Here is a 16,155-nt window from a genome sequence, read left to right as displayed (position 1 = left end):
GCTACTGCGTATCGGGCGTCGGGTTCGTCTGCAAGTCGTGCTTGCCCTTGTCATCAATCTCGAGCGTGGTCACTTCGCCAGCTCCGTAGGCCTGGTAAATCACCTCGACGAAGCCGTCGGGCAGGCCGACTTCCTCCCACATTGCGATGAGGCTGTCGCGATCAGCCTCGTCGGCCACGTTCATCCACGTTACCTTGACTTTCTGTCCGAACGGGTAGTGCAGGAACCCGACGAAGTCGGCGTCGTAACTCAGCGCGAGGCGCATTTGCTGCGCAATCGATTCTGGTGCGGGCGCTTCGTGGCAGTAGTCCCACAAACTCACGTTGAGGTTGCTGCCCGTGCGCAGCTCGACGCCGGGGATGCAGTTCTGCTGCAGCAGGCGTGAGAGGTGGCCCGAGAACGAGTCCACGTCTTGCACCGCGGTATCCGTGATGTTGCCGCGCAGCGCTGCGCCGCGGTGTGCTTCGTGCACCTCCGCGTTCGCGATCAGGTACGGCCGGATGCTCGCTTCTATCGACGCGATGTCGGCCTGCGGTGCCTCGGGCTGAAACACTAGTTCGCGCTGCAACCGAGTCTCCTGTGGAGCGTTGTGCTGGTAGGCGTACAACGCGACTGCCAGCGAGGCCAGCACCACCACGAGCGCTCCGTACACCGCCACAAACAGTGCAGTTGGCACCCGGCGAAGCAAAGCGACAGACTGTGCGGAGTCATCAGTGGTGGTGTGCAACATGCCGTAAATAGTAACCGAAGTACACTTGAACCCATGCCTATACCCGAGTTCATCGTGCAGACCCGAAAGAAGATCGGAACCGACCCAATGTGGGTTCCCTCCGTATGCGCCGTCGTGCTGCGGGATTCCACCGCGGACACCCCGTGGGCAGTGCCCGAAGTGCTCCTCGTCCGCCGCGCGGACAACGAGGAGTGGACGCCCGTGACCGGCATCGCCGACCCGGGTGAGGACGCCCACGACGCCGCGGTGCGCGAGGTTCTCGAAGAGACCGGTATCAAGGCCACCCCGGCAGCGATCCTCGGTGTCGGCGCCATCGGCCCCGTCACACACGACAATGGGGACGTCGCAAGCTACATGTCGACGCAGATCCGCCTCGAAGCCGTCGACCCCTCTCAGGAGCCAGTCGTCGGTGACGACGAATCCATCGACGTCGGCTGGTTCCCGCTCTCCCACATGCCGGTCACGGACGCGAAGTGGCGCCTCGTCATCGGCGACGCCGCCGCCCAACGCAAGCGCCCCGAGGGCTTCCAGCCACGCATGGGCTTTAGCAAGCGCAACTAATGCGGTTCGGCGTCGACGTATCCGAGCACCAGGCAGGCTTTGAGTTCACCGCCTGCCCGCTCGACTTCGCCATCATCCGCACCACCGACGGCACCTACCAGGACCACGCGTTTTCCGACCTCTTTATCGACGCCCACTCCGCCGACCTCAACGTGTCCACCTACCACTTCCTGCGCAGCCCTTCCGAGGGAACCAGCGTGGCCGAGCAGGTGGAGGCCAGCGTCGAGGTACTCCAGCGCGCCCCCGGCGCCATCAAGTGCCCGATGTGGCTCGACGTGGAAAGCCCCGCTGGGCTCACACTTTCCGACGTCCGCTGCGCCTACGACACCTTTCAACGGTTCGGGGTGCGCGTTGCTGGCGTTTACACGAATGCCTGGTATTGGCGTCGATACATGCGCTTGGCCAGCCCCTCCCAGTTCGGCGCTCTCTGGCTTGCCGACTGGGGCTCCAACGACCCAGCCTTCCCCGGTGCCGACGCCTGGCCGTCCCCGCTCGGCATGGGCACCCCCGAGGTGTGGCAGTACACCTCCCGCGGCTTCATCGGGGGATTCACGGTGGACCTCAACGCATGGAGGCAAGCATGATGAAGGGTGTGCGCGCCGTGTTGGCAGTCGTGGTGTGCGTCGGATGCGTTGTGACACCACCCGCCAACGCGCAGCTGCTGGGGAAAGGGGATAGCGAGCCCTTGCCCACGGCCCCGCTCGAGGCCTTCGAGCGCAACATCTCGGCCCCACCTTCGCGCTGTACCGATTACGAGCTTGTCATCGCCGCCGGCACCGGGGACTCCAACCAGGGCGACGACCCGCTACGCGTGCGCGGGCTGCGACCGGGGTCGACCCTGCTCGCTGACGTCGAAGCAGCTGGCGGGAGCGTGTCCACGTGGCAGGTGCCGTACACGGCGTCGGTTGGCGTGCTTGGGACGCTGGGGGAGACCAGGACGAACATGGCGTTGCCGTACGGGGCATCGCTGGATACGGGTAAGCAGGCGGTGCGCACGCACCTCGCCACGCTCCACGACGCATGCCCGGACACGAAGGTGTTGTTCCTCGGGTTTTCGCAAGGGGCTGGCCTGCTCGGGGACCTCGTGGCGGAGTCCCCCGACCCGAGCCTTGTCGCGGCCTACCTTATCGCGGATCCGGGGCGCAGCCGCACCACCTACCACACGGCGGAAACAGTCACCGGCGCGCGTGGCGTCCGCGGCGAGAACGGCGAAATCCTCATCCCGCTCGACGGCGTACGCCTTGCTAGCGACGTCTCGGGTCTCACCGGGCCACGCCGCACCAGCTTCCACGACGCTGAGGCTGAGGTACTCACGTTTTGCCACAGCAACGACCTCGCCTGCGCCACGCAGCACGACGGGTTGGCGCAGCGCGTCGGCGTGCGCCTCGCCCAGCCCGCCGCAGCCCCGCTGCACAAACTTGCCGGGCGTGGCTTCAAGGACTTCGGGCACAACCCGATTGCTACGCTGCTTGCACTGGCGTGGGAGTTAGCTGCCGTGTCTCATGTAGTACAGGAATATGCGGGGGAGACACCGCCGTTTTCGGGAGAAGACATCACCGGGTTGGGCGTGCTGCTCCACGTGGCCGCGCAGGAACTGCTGCCGATGGCCGCCGGGCTAGGCGTTCCTCAGATCCCGATGCCACTGATTGACCTCATCCCGCACGTGATGAACATGATGCCCCACCACCTGTCCTACTTCGAGGGCGGCGACCACCCCGCGTGGACCATCGACGGCGAGTCAGTAGAGTCGTGGATCGCCCACGACATGGTCGCCCGGATGCAGGCGAGCTAACTATTCCTTATGGTGTACGTCTTACCGGACACCGGCTGCGGCACCATCTGATCCAGGCTCGCCGGCCGCAGCCCCTTCGCCCGCAGGCCGTCGATCACGCACTCCACGGCTTGGGCCGTCGTCGGGTGGATGTCGTGCATCAACACGATCGACCCGGCCCGTGCCTGGTCAACCGCAGTCTTGCACGTCCGCGCCGGGTCGCGGTGCTTCCAATCCAGCGTATCGACGTCCCACAAGACCACCGCCTGACCCTGCACCCGCGCCGCCTCGGACACCGTCGCGTTGAGCGCCCCATACGGCGGGCGGACAAACCGCGGGGAGGCACCAGTGGCATCAGCAATCGCGCGGGAGCCCTCCTCCACTTCGCGACGCACCTCCGGCTGCGAAAGCCTCGTCAAGTCACGGTGCGTGGCAGTGTGGCTGGCTACCGTGTGACCGGCAGCCCGCATCCGCTTCACGACGCCCGGGTTCGCGCGGACCTTCGGCGCCAGCATGAAAAACGACGCCGTGGCGTGCTTGCGAGCAAGGATATCCAACACCTGATTCGTGGAGGCAGCCGGACCGTCGTCGAACGTGACGGCCACGCAGTTGGAACAGTCCGCAGGTTGATCCTGTGCAGGCGTCGGCGCGCTAGGCGCAGGTGCCGGAGCAAGCTGCTGCGCCCACGGATGGCTGCGCGCCTGCGGAGGCAGCGCCCGATAGATAGCCGTGCGGAGCTCCTCACCAGCCTGGGAACTGGACTGCGAGAACGCCTGTGAGCTGCCCGCGAGCGGGTTCGCGGCCGCGTGCGGTGCTGTGAACAGTACCGCCACCGCAACGAGCGTGGATACGACTTTGCGCATTGCTTACACCACCATCCAGAGTTAGTACGCGTGTCAGAGTACCCGGTTTGAAGGACTCGCGAAATCCTGACGCAGGTACTCGACAACGGGCACCACCTTGAACTCTTCCAATTGTTGGCCGTGCTCGCCACGGTAGACCACCCAGCGCTGCGTCGGTTCAATGTCCAACTGGCTGCCAACCGTGGCGAGGTTTCTCCCGTGGCGCGAGCGAAACGTTGCGGAGGACTTTATTTCAACAGCGCGTGGCTCGTGCGTCATGTCAAGGAGGTCTACTTCAACTTTGCTGTCATCGCGATAGAAATACAGGTCAGGGGCTATCCCTTGGTGGTGGTAGCACTTGGCTGTTTCTGCCACGATGAGGTTTTCCATCACCGCGCCGAAAGCCGGGGAGTTCACGAGGTCTATTTTTGTGCGGATACCGAGGAGGTGGCAGAGCAGTCCAGTGTCGTAAAAGTACAACTTAGGGGTCTTCGTCAGCGTCTTACGGGAATTGATGTGAAAAGGACGCAGTGTGAACACGATGAAGCTGGATTCCAGGATGCTTACCCAGTTCTTCACGGTCGCAAACGCGACGCCGAGTTCGCGAGCCAGTCCGGTGTAGTTGATGAGGTTGCCGGCATTAAGGGCCATCAGTTTCATCATCATTTGGAAGGCGTCCGTGTTCTGAGCATTGAGTAACTGTGTGACGTCTCGTTCGACGTATGTGCGGAGGTAGTTCTGGTAGTAGATCTCCGGTGGCATATCTACTTGATAAAGGCGCGGATACCCACCGTGAACCATGAAATCTTCAGCGCTCATGTCGGGTCGTGCGGTGAGTGCCTCCCGGAAAGAGAGTGGAAGCAGGTGGGTGATGCCGACTCTTCCGGCTAGACTTTGCGAGATCTTCTCCATGAGGAGGAAGTTCTGCGAGCCAGAGAGCACGTATTGTCCAGGTGTGCCTCGTTCGTCCGAAATGACCTGCAGGGCCGAGAAAAGCTCGGGCGCATATTGAGCCTCGTTGATGATGAGGGCAGAGCCACGATCATGGATAAAGCCCGTGGGATCCTCGGTGGCTAACGCGCGTAGCGTTGGGTCTTCGAGATTGAGATAGGTGAAATCAGGGAACTGTTCACGAATCAACGTCGATTTTCCGCTTTGCCGTGGTCCGGTCACGCTCACGATCGGAAACCACGAAGCCAGTTGCTCAAGATGCTGTCCCAATTCCCTCGGAATGAACACTATTTCACCAAATCCCTAAAGTGCGACTTACCAAATCCCTAAAGTGCAATCTACCAAATCACTAAAGTGCGACTTACCAAATCCCTAACATGTTGACTGTTATTGTTGGTCATTGCGGTAGTTCTGAGATCGGTGGACCTTCCTGAGATGTGCTACCTCCAGAAGCTGGTCATGCCACGTTTGGTGGCAATCTGGTAGTCAACGAGCTCGCCGAGCAGCTCGAAGTTGAAAGGGGAGCCCCAAGGCTGGCGGATGATATTCTTCGTGAAGTCTGCGCCCAGGGCTTCGAGCTCTGGCTGGAAATGCGTGATCGTTGCTTGCTCAGGTGCGATGGCCATGTGTTTCGACGCCACCGAAGACCCGACGATATACGTGTCGCCGAGCGTAAACATCGGCTGGCTCCATTTGATCTGTAGCTCGAGATCTGGGTAGTTACTGTGCGCCCAGTCGATGACGTCGGTCATCCGGTCGCGCTTGTCGCCTTCGGGAACGGTTGCTAGAAATTCGTCAAGTGTTTTCAGCACCACCAGTCCCAACATAGGCGATGGCAGTGCCGTGCACGACACAAGTCCGCCCAGCAACCACCCAAGCAGTGTCAGGCAGCCTGCTCCATAACCCCGATCCAAGGGACCGCTGCGTCACGGGAGTACCCGACGCGTGCTTACCTACAGGCTTTCAAAGACCAGGGTTGCCTGCACGCGGTCGCCTCCGAGCAGTCCTTTACTGCCAGATGAGGTGGTGGTGATGGTGTGCAGGCGATAGCCTTTCGCGCACTGGGTGTTGATGACGTCTTCGAGTTCGGAAAGATTTCTGGAGGCAGTGCCCATGAGCTTTTCTTTGAGCACCACTTGCAGTACAACGTAGGTTGGATTCGTGCACGTAATCCTAATGTGATTAGCTCGTGAGTTTTAGGCATTTCGGGGGTATCCGAGCGCCGGAGAACACAGCTTCACATAACAAGCCTTCGTTCTAAGAAATCAAAGCGATCCCGGTAATTAGGCATCGAACTCGGGCAGACGAAGAATATCTGCGACCACATGGGTGCGAAGGTACTCGCGCAGATAGGGGAGAGCGAAGTCTGCGGTGCCGCGGTCGTAAGTGATTAAGTCGGCTTCGCTAAGGCGGCGTCGATAGTTGTACGCTTGTTGTTCGCTCACTTCGAGGCGGCTGGCGACGTCGCTGATTTTCGAGGCACCATCATCGAGCGACATTGCAGCAAGGAACCTACGATCCTCCGCAGAAAGATCGTTGAGCGCTGGTTCATGAACAAGTTGCCCGAGTTTCTTCCGTGCACGAGTAATCGCCTTCTCCGTAGCCTCCAATTGAATTGTGTCAGAGGATTCAAAGCGCCAAGCGAAGTTGCCAATCAACTGGATCATGAACGGATAACCTCCAGTAGCTTGGACAGCTGACACAAGGGCTCCCTCGTCCCACGAGCGTCCGGCCTGTTGGACGGGAACTGTGAGCCCCTCACGGACCTCTGTACCTCTGAGTCGGCCGAGATCCACGCGATTTGCACGCCTTAAGAAAGTGATTGGATTGCGCCCTTCGTCACTGGCAAGCAGAGGTCTCACCGAACTTGGAATACCTGCCATTACGACGGCGATTTCCCTGTTTTCTCTAACAAGGTGTTGAATAGCCGTCGCGAACTCAACAATTTCATCATGATGTACGAAATGAAGCTCATCGACCGTAATTAAGACACCACTTGCAGAGCGGTTAAACCTGCTGTGGTTCGCGAGCGTGTCAAGGACCTCCGTGAGTAGAGTACGGAGTGAACGTGGCCTTTGAGCAGGCCGTTCGAACTCATGCTTGAGACGCAAAGCACTCGGACCAACTTGAAAAGAGGTTCGGGTCGGCGCATCGCTCTCGAGAAACTCTGTAAGCTGGTCTCTCAACTTATCGACGAACCCCTCAGTCGCCGTTTCGGAAAACGTTAGCCACCCAGTGTCTATTGCGGTGTCTTCTAACTCGTTGAGTAGGGCAGTTTTTCCAATACCTCGTGCGCCAACGAGGAGTGAGATGCGTTCGTGTGCACCTGGTCCTTCTTCAAGCCCGAGTCTGAAGTCATCGATTACTTCGTCGCGGCCGACTAGGAGTGGAGGGCTAGTCCCAAGCGAAGCACGGAAAGGGTTTTGCGTGGTCGTCATAGTTACACATTAGCGCTCTTGTGTGGAGTTGTGTGGTTTGTGTGGAAATGTGTGGTTTGTGTGGAGGTATGTATAGCGGGGGATGTCGCTGGTTCTTGCGAGTGAGCTGTGCACCACAATCCGTCCGCGGACTTCGGCCACCTGGGGAAATACTCAAGTCTTTCTGGGGGAAATGGGGAATTTGGTGTCCGGGCCTGAAGCGTAGTGACAGGGGGCGCAAGTTTGAATTTCGACCTCCACGTTCCTGCAGGTCACAAAAGGGCTAGATGTTACGTGTTGTGTCTTTTGGCACTGGCACGAAGCGGCCCGCACCAGATTCCTGGGTTTGGGAAGGGGACGTCGGCAAATGCGCAGGTCGCCGATTTCGCGTGAGGGAATGTGGTGCAAAAGTCCGCTGCACAGGAAGAAGACAAAGAAAAACCCACGGCAACCGTGACGGAAACCGTGGGCAAGAGGCCAGGACGAACCTGGGCTCAGAGGAACGTTTGGGAAACCGCGTGGTCAGCCGCTGTGACGTTGGTTCACAACCCGTTCCCACCGGACCCCGCCCGGTTTTCCCGCGCGTTACTTGTACGCACGGCCTTCCCGCTCATAGACCTCGGCGGCGGTCTCGGCCTTGTCAATCACCGCGCGAACGTCGGGGTTCTTGAGGTCCACCGACCGCAGCGAGTCAACGTCCTTGCCGGAGACCGCAAGAATCTGGACGAACTGGTCACCGAACTCGGCTGCGTAGTTGGACAGTGCGCGCAGTTTGTCGAGCGCGTCGCCTAAGTGGTGCCCGTGCGGGTCGATAATTGAGGGACGAACCGTATCACCCACTTCGCGGAAGAAGATGAAGTCCGGCTGCATGTTGCGCCACCGGTTAGCAGTGTCGTCGAGGTACACCGCAGTCAGTGCCTCCGCACTGGAGCGCGACGGGTTGCGGTACCAACCAACAGCACCGCTGCGGCCGGACTCGGTGGAAACGACGTGGGCCTCCCACTCGTTGAGGTTGAACGGGGCCGTACCGTCGCTTGCGGTAAGCAGGTGGCCGACGTAACGGGTGAACGGGACCAGGTTGTTGTCCTTGTCCGCAGTGCCTTGTGGCACCGTCCGGTTCGCGGGCTTGATCAACGGCTCGTGGCTTGGGTGAATCGCCATTTCACGCAGCGGCTGGTACGCGGCCTTGCGCGAATCTGGCAGCACGGCCAACTCGGCGTTGTAGGTGTCAAGCCAGTCACCCGCCACGTCGTCCGCGTTGTCCGACACCGACTGCGCAATACCCGCGACACCGGCCAGTGCCGCCAGTTGCAGCCGGGCCTCGTCGATTAATTCCTCCTCGTCCGCGTCCGGGTCCTTGTCCACGAGTTCGTCAGTGCGTGCGTCCACCCACATATCGGCCAGCGCGCGGGTGAACACCGGAATTGCCGCGCGGTAGGCCTCCTCAATCACGCGCCGGTCGGCGTACAGTTCGTCTCCCGACTCGTCCGTTGTCAGGTCACGGTCCGCATAGTTGAACACAAGGCGCTGGGTTTGGACTTTCAAAATGTCTTCGCGCTTGTCGGCAACCTGTTTTTCGTAGCGGGTGAGGTAGCCGTTGACAATGGCGATAAGTTCGTCCTCGGCCTGTTTCATGCCGTTTTCCATAAGCCCGTCGCGCTGCAACTCAATGCCTAAGTTGAGCAGCATGGAAATGGGCTTATCCGAGCGCGTTGGTGCAACCATGCGTGGCAGCGCACAAAAGGCGTCCCAGACCTTCTCGTTTTCCACGGGAGTAAGCGTCTCGGTGTCAATCACAATATCGACCACAGGCACATCGCCACCGTCGCCTGTATCGTCCTGCTTGCCCTGGTTGATTCTCTTCACCGCGTCCTCGGCCGCCGGGCGGTCAAACTGCGGCAGGACACACAGCACCGAGTTCAACAGGTCGTTGCCCTCAATACGGCGCGCGAGCGGGGAGCGCACCATGCGTCCAATGACCTGCGTGATGTGGGCTTCATCGCGTGCCGTGCGGTACGACACCATGACTTCGGCGCGTGGGCAGTCCCAGCCGGTCGAGATAGCGGTCTTGGCGAACAGGACGCGAATCTCGGTGCGTTCCTGCACGCGCTGCGGTTCGATGTAGGGCACTAGCGTATCGCCGGCCATGATGTTGTCGTGCTCGCCGTAGACGTTGGCAAAACAGTCGTGCGGAATCTGCGGCCAGCCTTTACGGATAGCGGAAATGGCCTGGTACATGTCCTCGTCCGTGGCCTTGTCCTTCATCTGCACGACCATGAGCGGTACGACGCGCTCGCCGTCGCCGCCCTGGTCCTCGTGGTAAGCGTCCCACCGGGCCGTGGTTTCAGCCAGGATACGCGCTGCGTCCTGGACGAACACACCGTCAAACGACTTGCCTTCTTCGCCTGGGATACGTAACTCGACAATGTCTTTAATCAGGCCGGACTCCTGCACGTCGGCCACCGGCACCTCCACGTCGTCGAGCACCAGGCGACTGCCCGACATGCCGCCAATCATCGTCTTGAATGCGCCGGGGGTTGCCGAAATACCCACCACCGTCGGAATCGGTGGCACCGGCTCCGCGTGGCCGTCTGGGGTGTGGCCTTCAATCAGACGGCGTAGAATCGTGGCCTTGTCTTTGCGCTGCTTACCCGCGCCGCGGTGGGCTTCATCGACGACCAGAATCAGGTTGTGCTGGTCCGAATGAATCGTATTGCGCAGCGTGTCCCAGAACGTCACCTGCGTGGTATCCCCGCGCGCAAACAGCGGGTCCTGTGTATCCCTGCGGCCGCCGGTGAGTTTGGTTCCCTTGCCCAACTTCTGCGTGTTCAAAAAGTAAATGCACCCGCGCTCGAAGGTGGGTAGGTTGAAACTACTGTCCAACGTCACCGTTCGCGTGGCAAGGTCACTCGACGCGGTTTCGATACGGTAGCGCGACTGCTCGTTCAAGTCCGGGTTGTCGGAGAGCCACAAAATGACGGCGTTTTCGTCTTCCACGCGGTCGTCGCTGGGAATCAAAATGCGCTCGAACACGCTGGTCGCAATCACGGTCTTGCCGGCGCCCGTCGGGGCAGACAGTGCGAACACGGCGGGGCGGCCTTTGTCGCGTGACTCGGCCACCTCGTCAAGGCGCTCCATAATGGTGTCGGACGCCGTTTCCTGGTACGGCATGAGCGTGTACTTCATTAGTGGTTCTCCCGTGTCTGCTGGAAAGCGAAGTTGTTGAGATAGGTCGAGTAAAGACGAACCAGTTCTGCTCCGGTGCCCGCCAGTTCGCGCGCCATAGACTCGAATACTAGGTCGTCATTGGTCACGATATAGACCACGCGCACCGTTTCTCGCTGCTGCACAGCGGCGACGAACTCCGCCGACGCAGCCACGTTCTCAATCACACCGTAAGCGTCGGTGAGGTCCCAGCCCCGCTGCGGTATCTGGTCGATAATCCGACCAGTCTGGCCCGCACGCAGCCACAACATCGGCGCAATCTCTTTGAACGCGCGGTTGTGCCGCACGCGCGTCGGCGGCTCGTAGGTCAGCGTGAAGAACCGCGCGTTGGCGTCGAAGCCGTCGGAAAACTGGCTTCCGTCCTCGCGCTTGCCGGTCACCACGGTCCTGATACGTGGTTTCGTCACGTACTCGCAAACGCCCCACTGCTCCCACTCGGGGTCGCCCTTGCGAATACCTTGCTTGGACAGCGCCGCAGCCTTCTTACTTCCTACCTCGTTGTTCGTCACCACAATCGCGCTGCGCTTAGAGTGCGACCGCTCGTTTATCAACATGACGGCTTCCAGTGTGGAACCGGAGCCGCCGAAGAAGTCCAAGACCACGCCGTCTTTCGGGGTACAGACCTCAATCCAATCCGCAAGCACAGTGACGTCCTTCGGGTTGGGAAAACGGTTCTCCGCGAACACACCGCGCACCTCGCCCTTGTTGTTCCAGTGCAGGTGCCGCGAGCCGTGCGTTCGCTGCCGGTCAAACGTGGACATTGGGACGATTCCGCTGGAACGTTCCAAAGGGTTCTTCAACCTAATCGGCCTGCTGTGGTCTTTACGGAAGATAACCTGTCCCGCGTTAATGACTTCCCGCATACGCTCCGGGGTGGGGAAACGCCAGCCAAGGTCGGGAATGGGGACGGCACCTCCTGTATCTGGGTGGTACACGTCGTATCGGGGACCGCCAGATTTAGGCCACGAAATATCGGAATCGCAGCAAAGGGTTCCGTCGGGCAGGAAATAGTTGTACCTTCCGAACGTCTTTCGTATGCGGTCGTCAGTGGGGAACTGCCGGTAGAACGCACGCATACGCTGTTCTCCGTCCAGTTCCGCGCGTCGAAACAGTTGCTTCTGGTCGTCGGCGGGCAACGCCTCGTTAATCGACGCATACATAGTGTCGAAGTCGGTGTCGTCTCCCGCGCTCGCTAGGCGTGAGAACTCGGTGCTATCGGAGCCGAACTGTTGCTCAACCGCAGTAAGGCGTGCCTCGCGCCAGACCTCGGCGCCCTTCTCAAGCACGGCCTCGTATCCCTCTTTCGGGGCGCGCCAGCGGGCACCATTGGCCGCAATATCCGCTGCTGTTTCAAGACTGCTCACGTCGGGAGCGTCCTTGACTTTCACGCCCTCTTTAATCCACGCAGTCTTGTCGTTGGCGTAAATGAGCATGTAGTCCTCGCCATTGGAGACGAACCGGGAATCGTTCTTCCGCCCACCGTTCCAAGTGACGTTGGAGATGAAGTTCGACTCCCCAAACACATCGTCCATCAACATTCGCAGACGGTGTTGCTGCTCGTTTCCAATAGCCACGATGATGATTCCGGTCGGGCTAAGTAGGTTCCGTGCCACCCGCAGTCGCCGCTCCATGAACGCGAGCCACTTGGAGTGCCTGAATACGTCGTCTGCGTCAACGTACCGGTCACTGTAAATCCAGTCGTCTTTCCCGGTGTTGTACGGCGGGTCAATGTAAATGCAGTCGATGGAGTGGTAGTGCGTGTAGGTCAGCATTTTCAGCGCGTGGTAGTTCTCCGCGTTAATCACGCTGTGGAACGGCGCGCCGGAGTCCTCACTGCCAATAACCTCGCCGGTCTGCACCAGGCCGGGGTAAATCACATCGTCGTGTTCGGCGGTGACAACCAGGTCCACAACTGGCACAGCGTCCTGCGTCTCCGGCTGCTCGTCCACCTCCGGGTGGGCTTCGACCAGGCGGGCAACACGTTCGTCGTCGGTGCGGGTGATACCGGCAACGCGCCAAATGCGTGGGTCCGGCTTGTCGCCCGTCCCGCGCGGCGGGAGTACATGCACGTTGTCGCCGCGTCGCACTGGCCGGCCCGGTAACTCGACTTCTTCGGGTAGGTACTGCTCAAACACCAGCCCAAAGGTGCGCGAGGTCCGCGCGTGGAACTCTTGCTCTAGGGCAGCGCCAAGGCGCGGGTTTTCCTTCTTGGCCTGCGTAATCAGGTCGTTGAGTCGTGACATTGTGGTTGTTCTCGCTTAGTCGGTATCGGTGTCGCCGGAGCGGGCGGGGGAGGACAGTTCGGGGGACGTGACGGAAATCGGCCCGTTCCACAGCCGTCGGCCAGCCAGGTGCTCGAAGCGGGCGACGGTGACAGAATCGGGCCACACTTCGCCGCGTAGTACCTTGCTCAAGGTGGCTTTGGCTACGTCGGCGCGGCGAGCCAGTTCGGCCTGTGATACGCCGTGGCCTGCTTGTTCGTTCACGTACGCGGCCAGGTTGCGCACGAACACCTGCACCAGCGCGTGCGCACCAATGGCGGCGGGGTCCTCGGGCCATGCGGGGTACAGCGCGCGTGGTTTTTGCCGTGCCGCGCGCCCGTGAGTTGGCTTGGTTTCCGTCATGTCCCCAACACTACCGCTCGTGTCCCGAAAGAAACGGGGTGGCGGTTGTGGCGTGGCTGTGGGCAAGAGAAAACCCCGCTGCGTTGGGCGGGGCTGCGTTGCTCTAGTCGATTGGTGCTACTCGGAGGAGATTGCCGTCCGGGTCGGTCGCTACGAATGTAGTACCGAAAACTTCCTCGTACGGTTCGCGGACAATGGTGACTCCCTGCTCTTTCCATCGCTCGAACACGGAGGATACCTGGGCGGCCGGAACGTTCATGCACACTTCCGATGTGCGTCCTACCGCTCCCTCCAGGGCGTCTGCGTTGCCGGTCCACAACGCGAGCGACACACCATCGCCCAATGAGAACGTCACATAACGCGGAGAGACGAAGTCGGTCTTTAGTTCGAGTAGGTCGCTATAGAAACCGACGGAGGTGTCTATGTCTGATGCGTAGATGATAAAGACGGTTTCGCGGTTCATGTTTTCCTTATTTGAGTGTCGGGGCCGTGGGTGAAACCCAGGATAGGTCAGTTATGTAGCACAATGCTTTCCGGCTCGCCGGAAGGTGGTCGTGTGTGCTAGTTATCTCGCGGCTCGGCGGTCACTGTGGGGGTATGCGAAGTTTCTTCTCCCGAACCCGCCACAGGTGGTGGCCGGTGCCGTGCTCCAACTTGGCAAGCGTGAGCGTGCTCGGCCACGCAGCGCCGCGCACCACGCTCGATACGGTGGCTACCGGCACGTTGCACTTGCGTGCCACATCATTTGTCGAGGTCTGTAGTGTCAGCCGTTCCACAGCGCGGGCAAAGCGCTGTACGACCTCGTGGGCGGGGTTGGTCACGTGCTCGTCATGCGGCCACGCCGGGTACAGGGCGCGGGGTGACTTCGGTGACTCTGGCACGGCCACTGATTATGCCTCGGGGGACACGAAAACGACTGCCAACACGCCGAATCGGGTGCGAGTATGTCAGAACTAGGAACCCTGGAACAACAGGCCCGTCGTTACCGGCCACGGCGCAACAGGGTCACCGATGATGTGGCCGAGGTGATACAGCACGTGCTGCTGTGTGGTGTGGCCTTCGGGCATGACGGACCCGTACGGGGGATTGATACCCGCAAGCGGTTGCAAACCGTCGGTGGTTTGCTTGCGCGCTATTTGACCAGCGTGAAGCAGGTCTGGGGCAGTGTCAATGAGGGCGACGTACACGACCTGTTTGGCCACGACCTCGTGGACTGGTGGGTGGCCGAACAAGTGCGAGAACACCCAGCGTCGCGGCACGAGCGCTCCCTGCTTCGGTTGTGTTGGGCGTGGACATCGCCGGACCCGCGCATGGCAGCACGCGAGTTGTCGGAATTGCCGCGAACACGCCCGTTTCAGGTCCACAAGACGGTGCCAGAGTCGCGGCCGCTTTCGCCTGACGAGTTGCGCAAGGTCTGTGACTGGTTGGAAGTCGCACCGACGATACAGAGCCGCGAGCGGGCCACGTTTGCGGTGGCACTGACCATCGGCGCGGGCTTGCGGACCTCGCAGCGTAGAGCACTTAGGACCAGCGACCTCGACCCGCACGGCGAGTTCGTGCGCGTGGACGGCGAGCAGGTCCCGGTTCGTCCCGAAGCACGTGCGGCCGTGGCGAGTCTGTACGAGCGTGGGGTCAATGGTGCCAGCCAGGCGTTTCCATTTACGAACATGCAGCCACTCGGGTTCGACCTGAAACCGACAAGGCTCATTGACACGTGGGTGGTCATGCAGTTGCGCGATGGGGTGGAGGTTGCCGAGTTGGAACCGCGCTCGAACTACGCGCAGATTTGCCGGGCCGCGATTGTGGCCTTGCGATTCGACGCCGACTACTCCGGCATTGTCGTCCCGCCGTTGGAGGGCCACACGCGGCCCGGTTATGGGCACCTTCGCGTGGTCTCCGACACAGGGGAGGTTGGCAAGTGACCCCGTTGAGCAGGCATGTTCTAATCGGTGTTCGAGTAGGTCGTCCGGCGTCGGGGTTGCCGCGTAGTGTTTCTTTTAAGAAACGTTGCAGGGCAAGGGGAGTGACCAACATGGGAACTAGGGACGAACTACGCGACGCGGCGCTGCACTACACACCGCGCTCGATGAACAAGGACGACTGGGTACAGGTCCGCGACTTCACGCAGTCCGTGACCCTCGAACACGTGATACCAACCGAACCGGACCGGGCCACGCTGCGATTAACCATGCTGGCGGTGGCACAGGCAGCACACGTGACACTCAACCAGGTCGGTGGGGAACTGACCTACGCGGACGTGTTCGACCCGCTGGTGGTGGAATACGTCGTCTCGCAGACCGGATTGACCGACAGGGCCAAGGGCGTGCGCCGGTCCCTGCTGTACCGACTGGGCCGCGAACTCAACCCGAACTGGCCGTTTGACGACCGCACCACCAAGTACGGCTACAAAGCACCAGACGCGCCCTATACCGAGCAGGAACAGCACTTCCTGGCTCAATGGGCACAGGGGTTGTCCACTGACTACCAGCGCGCCGGTGCCACGCTCACGCTCGCACTCGGCCTGGGTGCCGGGCTTCGCGCCGGTGAAATGGCACGGCTGTGCGGGCGCGACGTCACCGTCCACAGCGACGGCGGTGTCACCATCACCGCCCACGGCTACCGCGACACCGCGCCGCGTGAGGTACCGGTGTTAGCCGAGTGGGAACAGGTCGTGCGCGACGCGGCGGGCAACGTCGGCGTGCACGGTCTGGTGCTCTGGCCGAACCGCGCGCACGCCACCACGGAGTCCGTGGCCGCGATTCTTGGCCGTATTGGCAAACCGCACGCGGTGGCACTGGATACGCGGCGGCTGCGCACAACGTGGATTGTCGGCCACCTCCACCACAACGTGCCCGAGGCCGTGGTCTGCCAGGCAGCGGGACTGACGGACCTACAGCACTACGCGCGGTGGTACCACACCGCCGAGGTGCCAGCCGAGCAGGCGCGTGCGCTGCTGCGGCGAACGCCGTACCCAAGCCTCCACATCGCCGAATAACCGAACACAGACCAGGGACGAACCACACAACCGAGGGAG

At 61.1% G+C, this 16,155-nt stretch carries 16 protein-coding genes; 5 read left to right on the top strand and 11 right to left on the bottom strand.

What is annotated here, in order from left to right:
* Position 1: 1 nt before the first annotated feature.
* Complete coding sequence (locus KBP54_RS07760) at positions 2 to 730, bottom strand: hypothetical protein (protein ID WP_070477924.1); 729 nt, start codon at positions 728 to 730, stop codon at positions 2 to 4.
* A 33-nt stretch (positions 731 to 763) separates the two neighbouring features.
* Here KBP54_RS07760 and KBP54_RS07755 point away from each other — a divergent pair, with 33 nt between their 5' ends.
* Genes KBP54_RS07755 through KBP54_RS07745 form a run of 3 tightly spaced genes read left to right on the top strand, consistent with a single transcriptional unit; the run spans position 764 to position 3,083 of the window.
* Entirely contained in the window at positions 764 to 1,291 is a 528-nt protein-coding gene (locus KBP54_RS07755) for an NUDIX hydrolase (protein ID WP_070477922.1), read from the top strand.
* Positions 1,291 to 1,875, top strand: a complete 585-nt coding sequence (locus KBP54_RS07750) for a GH25 family lysozyme (protein ID WP_256005242.1) — start codon at positions 1,291 to 1,293, stop codon at positions 1,873 to 1,875. Before KBP54_RS07755 ends, KBP54_RS07750 begins: the two co-directional genes overlap by 1 nt.
* Positions 1,872 to 3,083, top strand: coding sequence for a cutinase family protein (locus KBP54_RS07745; RefSeq protein ID WP_256005240.1), 1,212 nt, complete (start codon positions 1,872 to 1,874; stop codon positions 3,081 to 3,083). The genes KBP54_RS07750 and KBP54_RS07745 overlap by 4 nt, the downstream gene beginning before the upstream one ends.
* Here KBP54_RS07745 and KBP54_RS07740 read toward each other — a convergent pair.
* The 10 genes from KBP54_RS07740 to KBP54_RS07695 form a co-directional block, all read right to left on the bottom strand.
* On the bottom strand, positions 3,080 to 3,925 hold the full coding sequence (locus KBP54_RS07740) for a polysaccharide deacetylase family protein (RefSeq protein WP_256005239.1): 846 nt from the start codon (positions 3,923 to 3,925) through the stop codon (positions 3,080 to 3,082). The genes KBP54_RS07745 and KBP54_RS07740 overlap by 4 nt on opposite strands.
* 33 nt (positions 3,926 to 3,958) lie before the next feature.
* Positions 3,959 to 5,143, bottom strand: a complete 1,185-nt coding sequence (locus tag KBP54_RS07735) for an ATP-binding protein (RefSeq protein WP_256005237.1) — start codon at positions 5,141 to 5,143, stop codon at positions 3,959 to 3,961.
* A 152-nt stretch (positions 5,144 to 5,295) separates the two neighbouring features.
* Positions 5,296 to 5,667 carry an iron chaperone gene (locus KBP54_RS07730; RefSeq protein WP_256005236.1) on the bottom strand — a complete coding sequence of 124 codons (372 nt, stop codon included), beginning with the start codon at positions 5,665 to 5,667 and terminating at the stop codon, positions 5,296 to 5,298.
* Positions 5,668 to 5,808: 141 nt separating this feature from the next.
* Positions 5,809 to 5,988: a DUF4177 domain-containing protein gene (locus KBP54_RS07725; RefSeq protein WP_256005234.1), complete on the bottom strand. Its 180-nt coding sequence runs from the start codon at positions 5,986 to 5,988 to the stop codon at positions 5,809 to 5,811.
* A gap of 150 nt (positions 5,989 to 6,138) precedes the next feature.
* The gene (locus KBP54_RS07720) at positions 6,139 to 7,293 is read right to left on the bottom strand and encodes an AAA family ATPase (RefSeq protein ID WP_256005233.1); all 1,155 of its coding nucleotides are present in this window, start codon (positions 7,291 to 7,293) and stop codon (positions 6,139 to 6,141) included.
* Between the two features lie 564 nt (positions 7,294 to 7,857).
* Entirely contained in the window at positions 7,858 to 10,458 is a 2,601-nt protein-coding gene (locus KBP54_RS07715) for a DEAD/DEAH box helicase (RefSeq protein ID WP_256005231.1), read from the bottom strand.
* Positions 10,458 to 12,740: a site-specific DNA-methyltransferase gene (locus tag KBP54_RS07710; RefSeq protein ID WP_256005229.1), complete on the bottom strand. Its 2,283-nt coding sequence runs from the start codon at positions 12,738 to 12,740 to the stop codon at positions 10,458 to 10,460. The genes KBP54_RS07715 and KBP54_RS07710 overlap by 1 nt, the downstream gene beginning before the upstream one ends.
* A 15-nt stretch (positions 12,741 to 12,755) precedes the next feature.
* Positions 12,756 to 13,121: a helix-turn-helix domain-containing protein gene (locus KBP54_RS07705; RefSeq protein WP_256005228.1), complete on the bottom strand. Its 366-nt coding sequence runs from the start codon at positions 13,119 to 13,121 to the stop codon at positions 12,756 to 12,758.
* 103 nt (positions 13,122 to 13,224) lie between these two features.
* On the bottom strand, positions 13,225 to 13,584 hold the full coding sequence (locus KBP54_RS07700; RefSeq protein ID WP_256005226.1) for a VOC family protein: 360 nt from the start codon (positions 13,582 to 13,584) through the stop codon (positions 13,225 to 13,227).
* Between the two features lie 121 nt (positions 13,585 to 13,705).
* Positions 13,706 to 14,002 (bottom strand): helix-turn-helix domain-containing protein, encoded by a 297-nt coding sequence (locus KBP54_RS07695; protein WP_256005225.1) that lies wholly within the window; start codon positions 14,000 to 14,002, stop codon positions 13,706 to 13,708.
* A 63-nt stretch (positions 14,003 to 14,065) separates the two neighbouring features.
* On the opposite strand from KBP54_RS07695, the gene KBP54_RS07690 reads away from it, so the two are divergent.
* Positions 14,066 to 15,043: a site-specific integrase gene (locus KBP54_RS07690; protein WP_256005223.1), complete on the top strand. Its 978-nt coding sequence runs from the start codon at positions 14,066 to 14,068 to the stop codon at positions 15,041 to 15,043.
* 110 nt (positions 15,044 to 15,153) lie between these two features.
* Positions 15,154 to 16,116, top strand: a complete 963-nt coding sequence (locus KBP54_RS07685) for a site-specific integrase (RefSeq protein ID WP_070596488.1) — start codon at positions 15,154 to 15,156, stop codon at positions 16,114 to 16,116.
* Positions 16,117 to 16,155: the final 39 nt, after the last annotated feature.

The organism is Corynebacterium pseudogenitalium, from assembly GCF_024453815.1.
Classification (GTDB): domain Bacteria; phylum Actinomycetota; class Actinomycetes; order Mycobacteriales; family Mycobacteriaceae; genus Corynebacterium; species Corynebacterium pseudogenitalium.
Note: the sequence above shows the minus strand (reverse complement) of the source record. Positions and strands in the feature narration are given on the sequence as shown.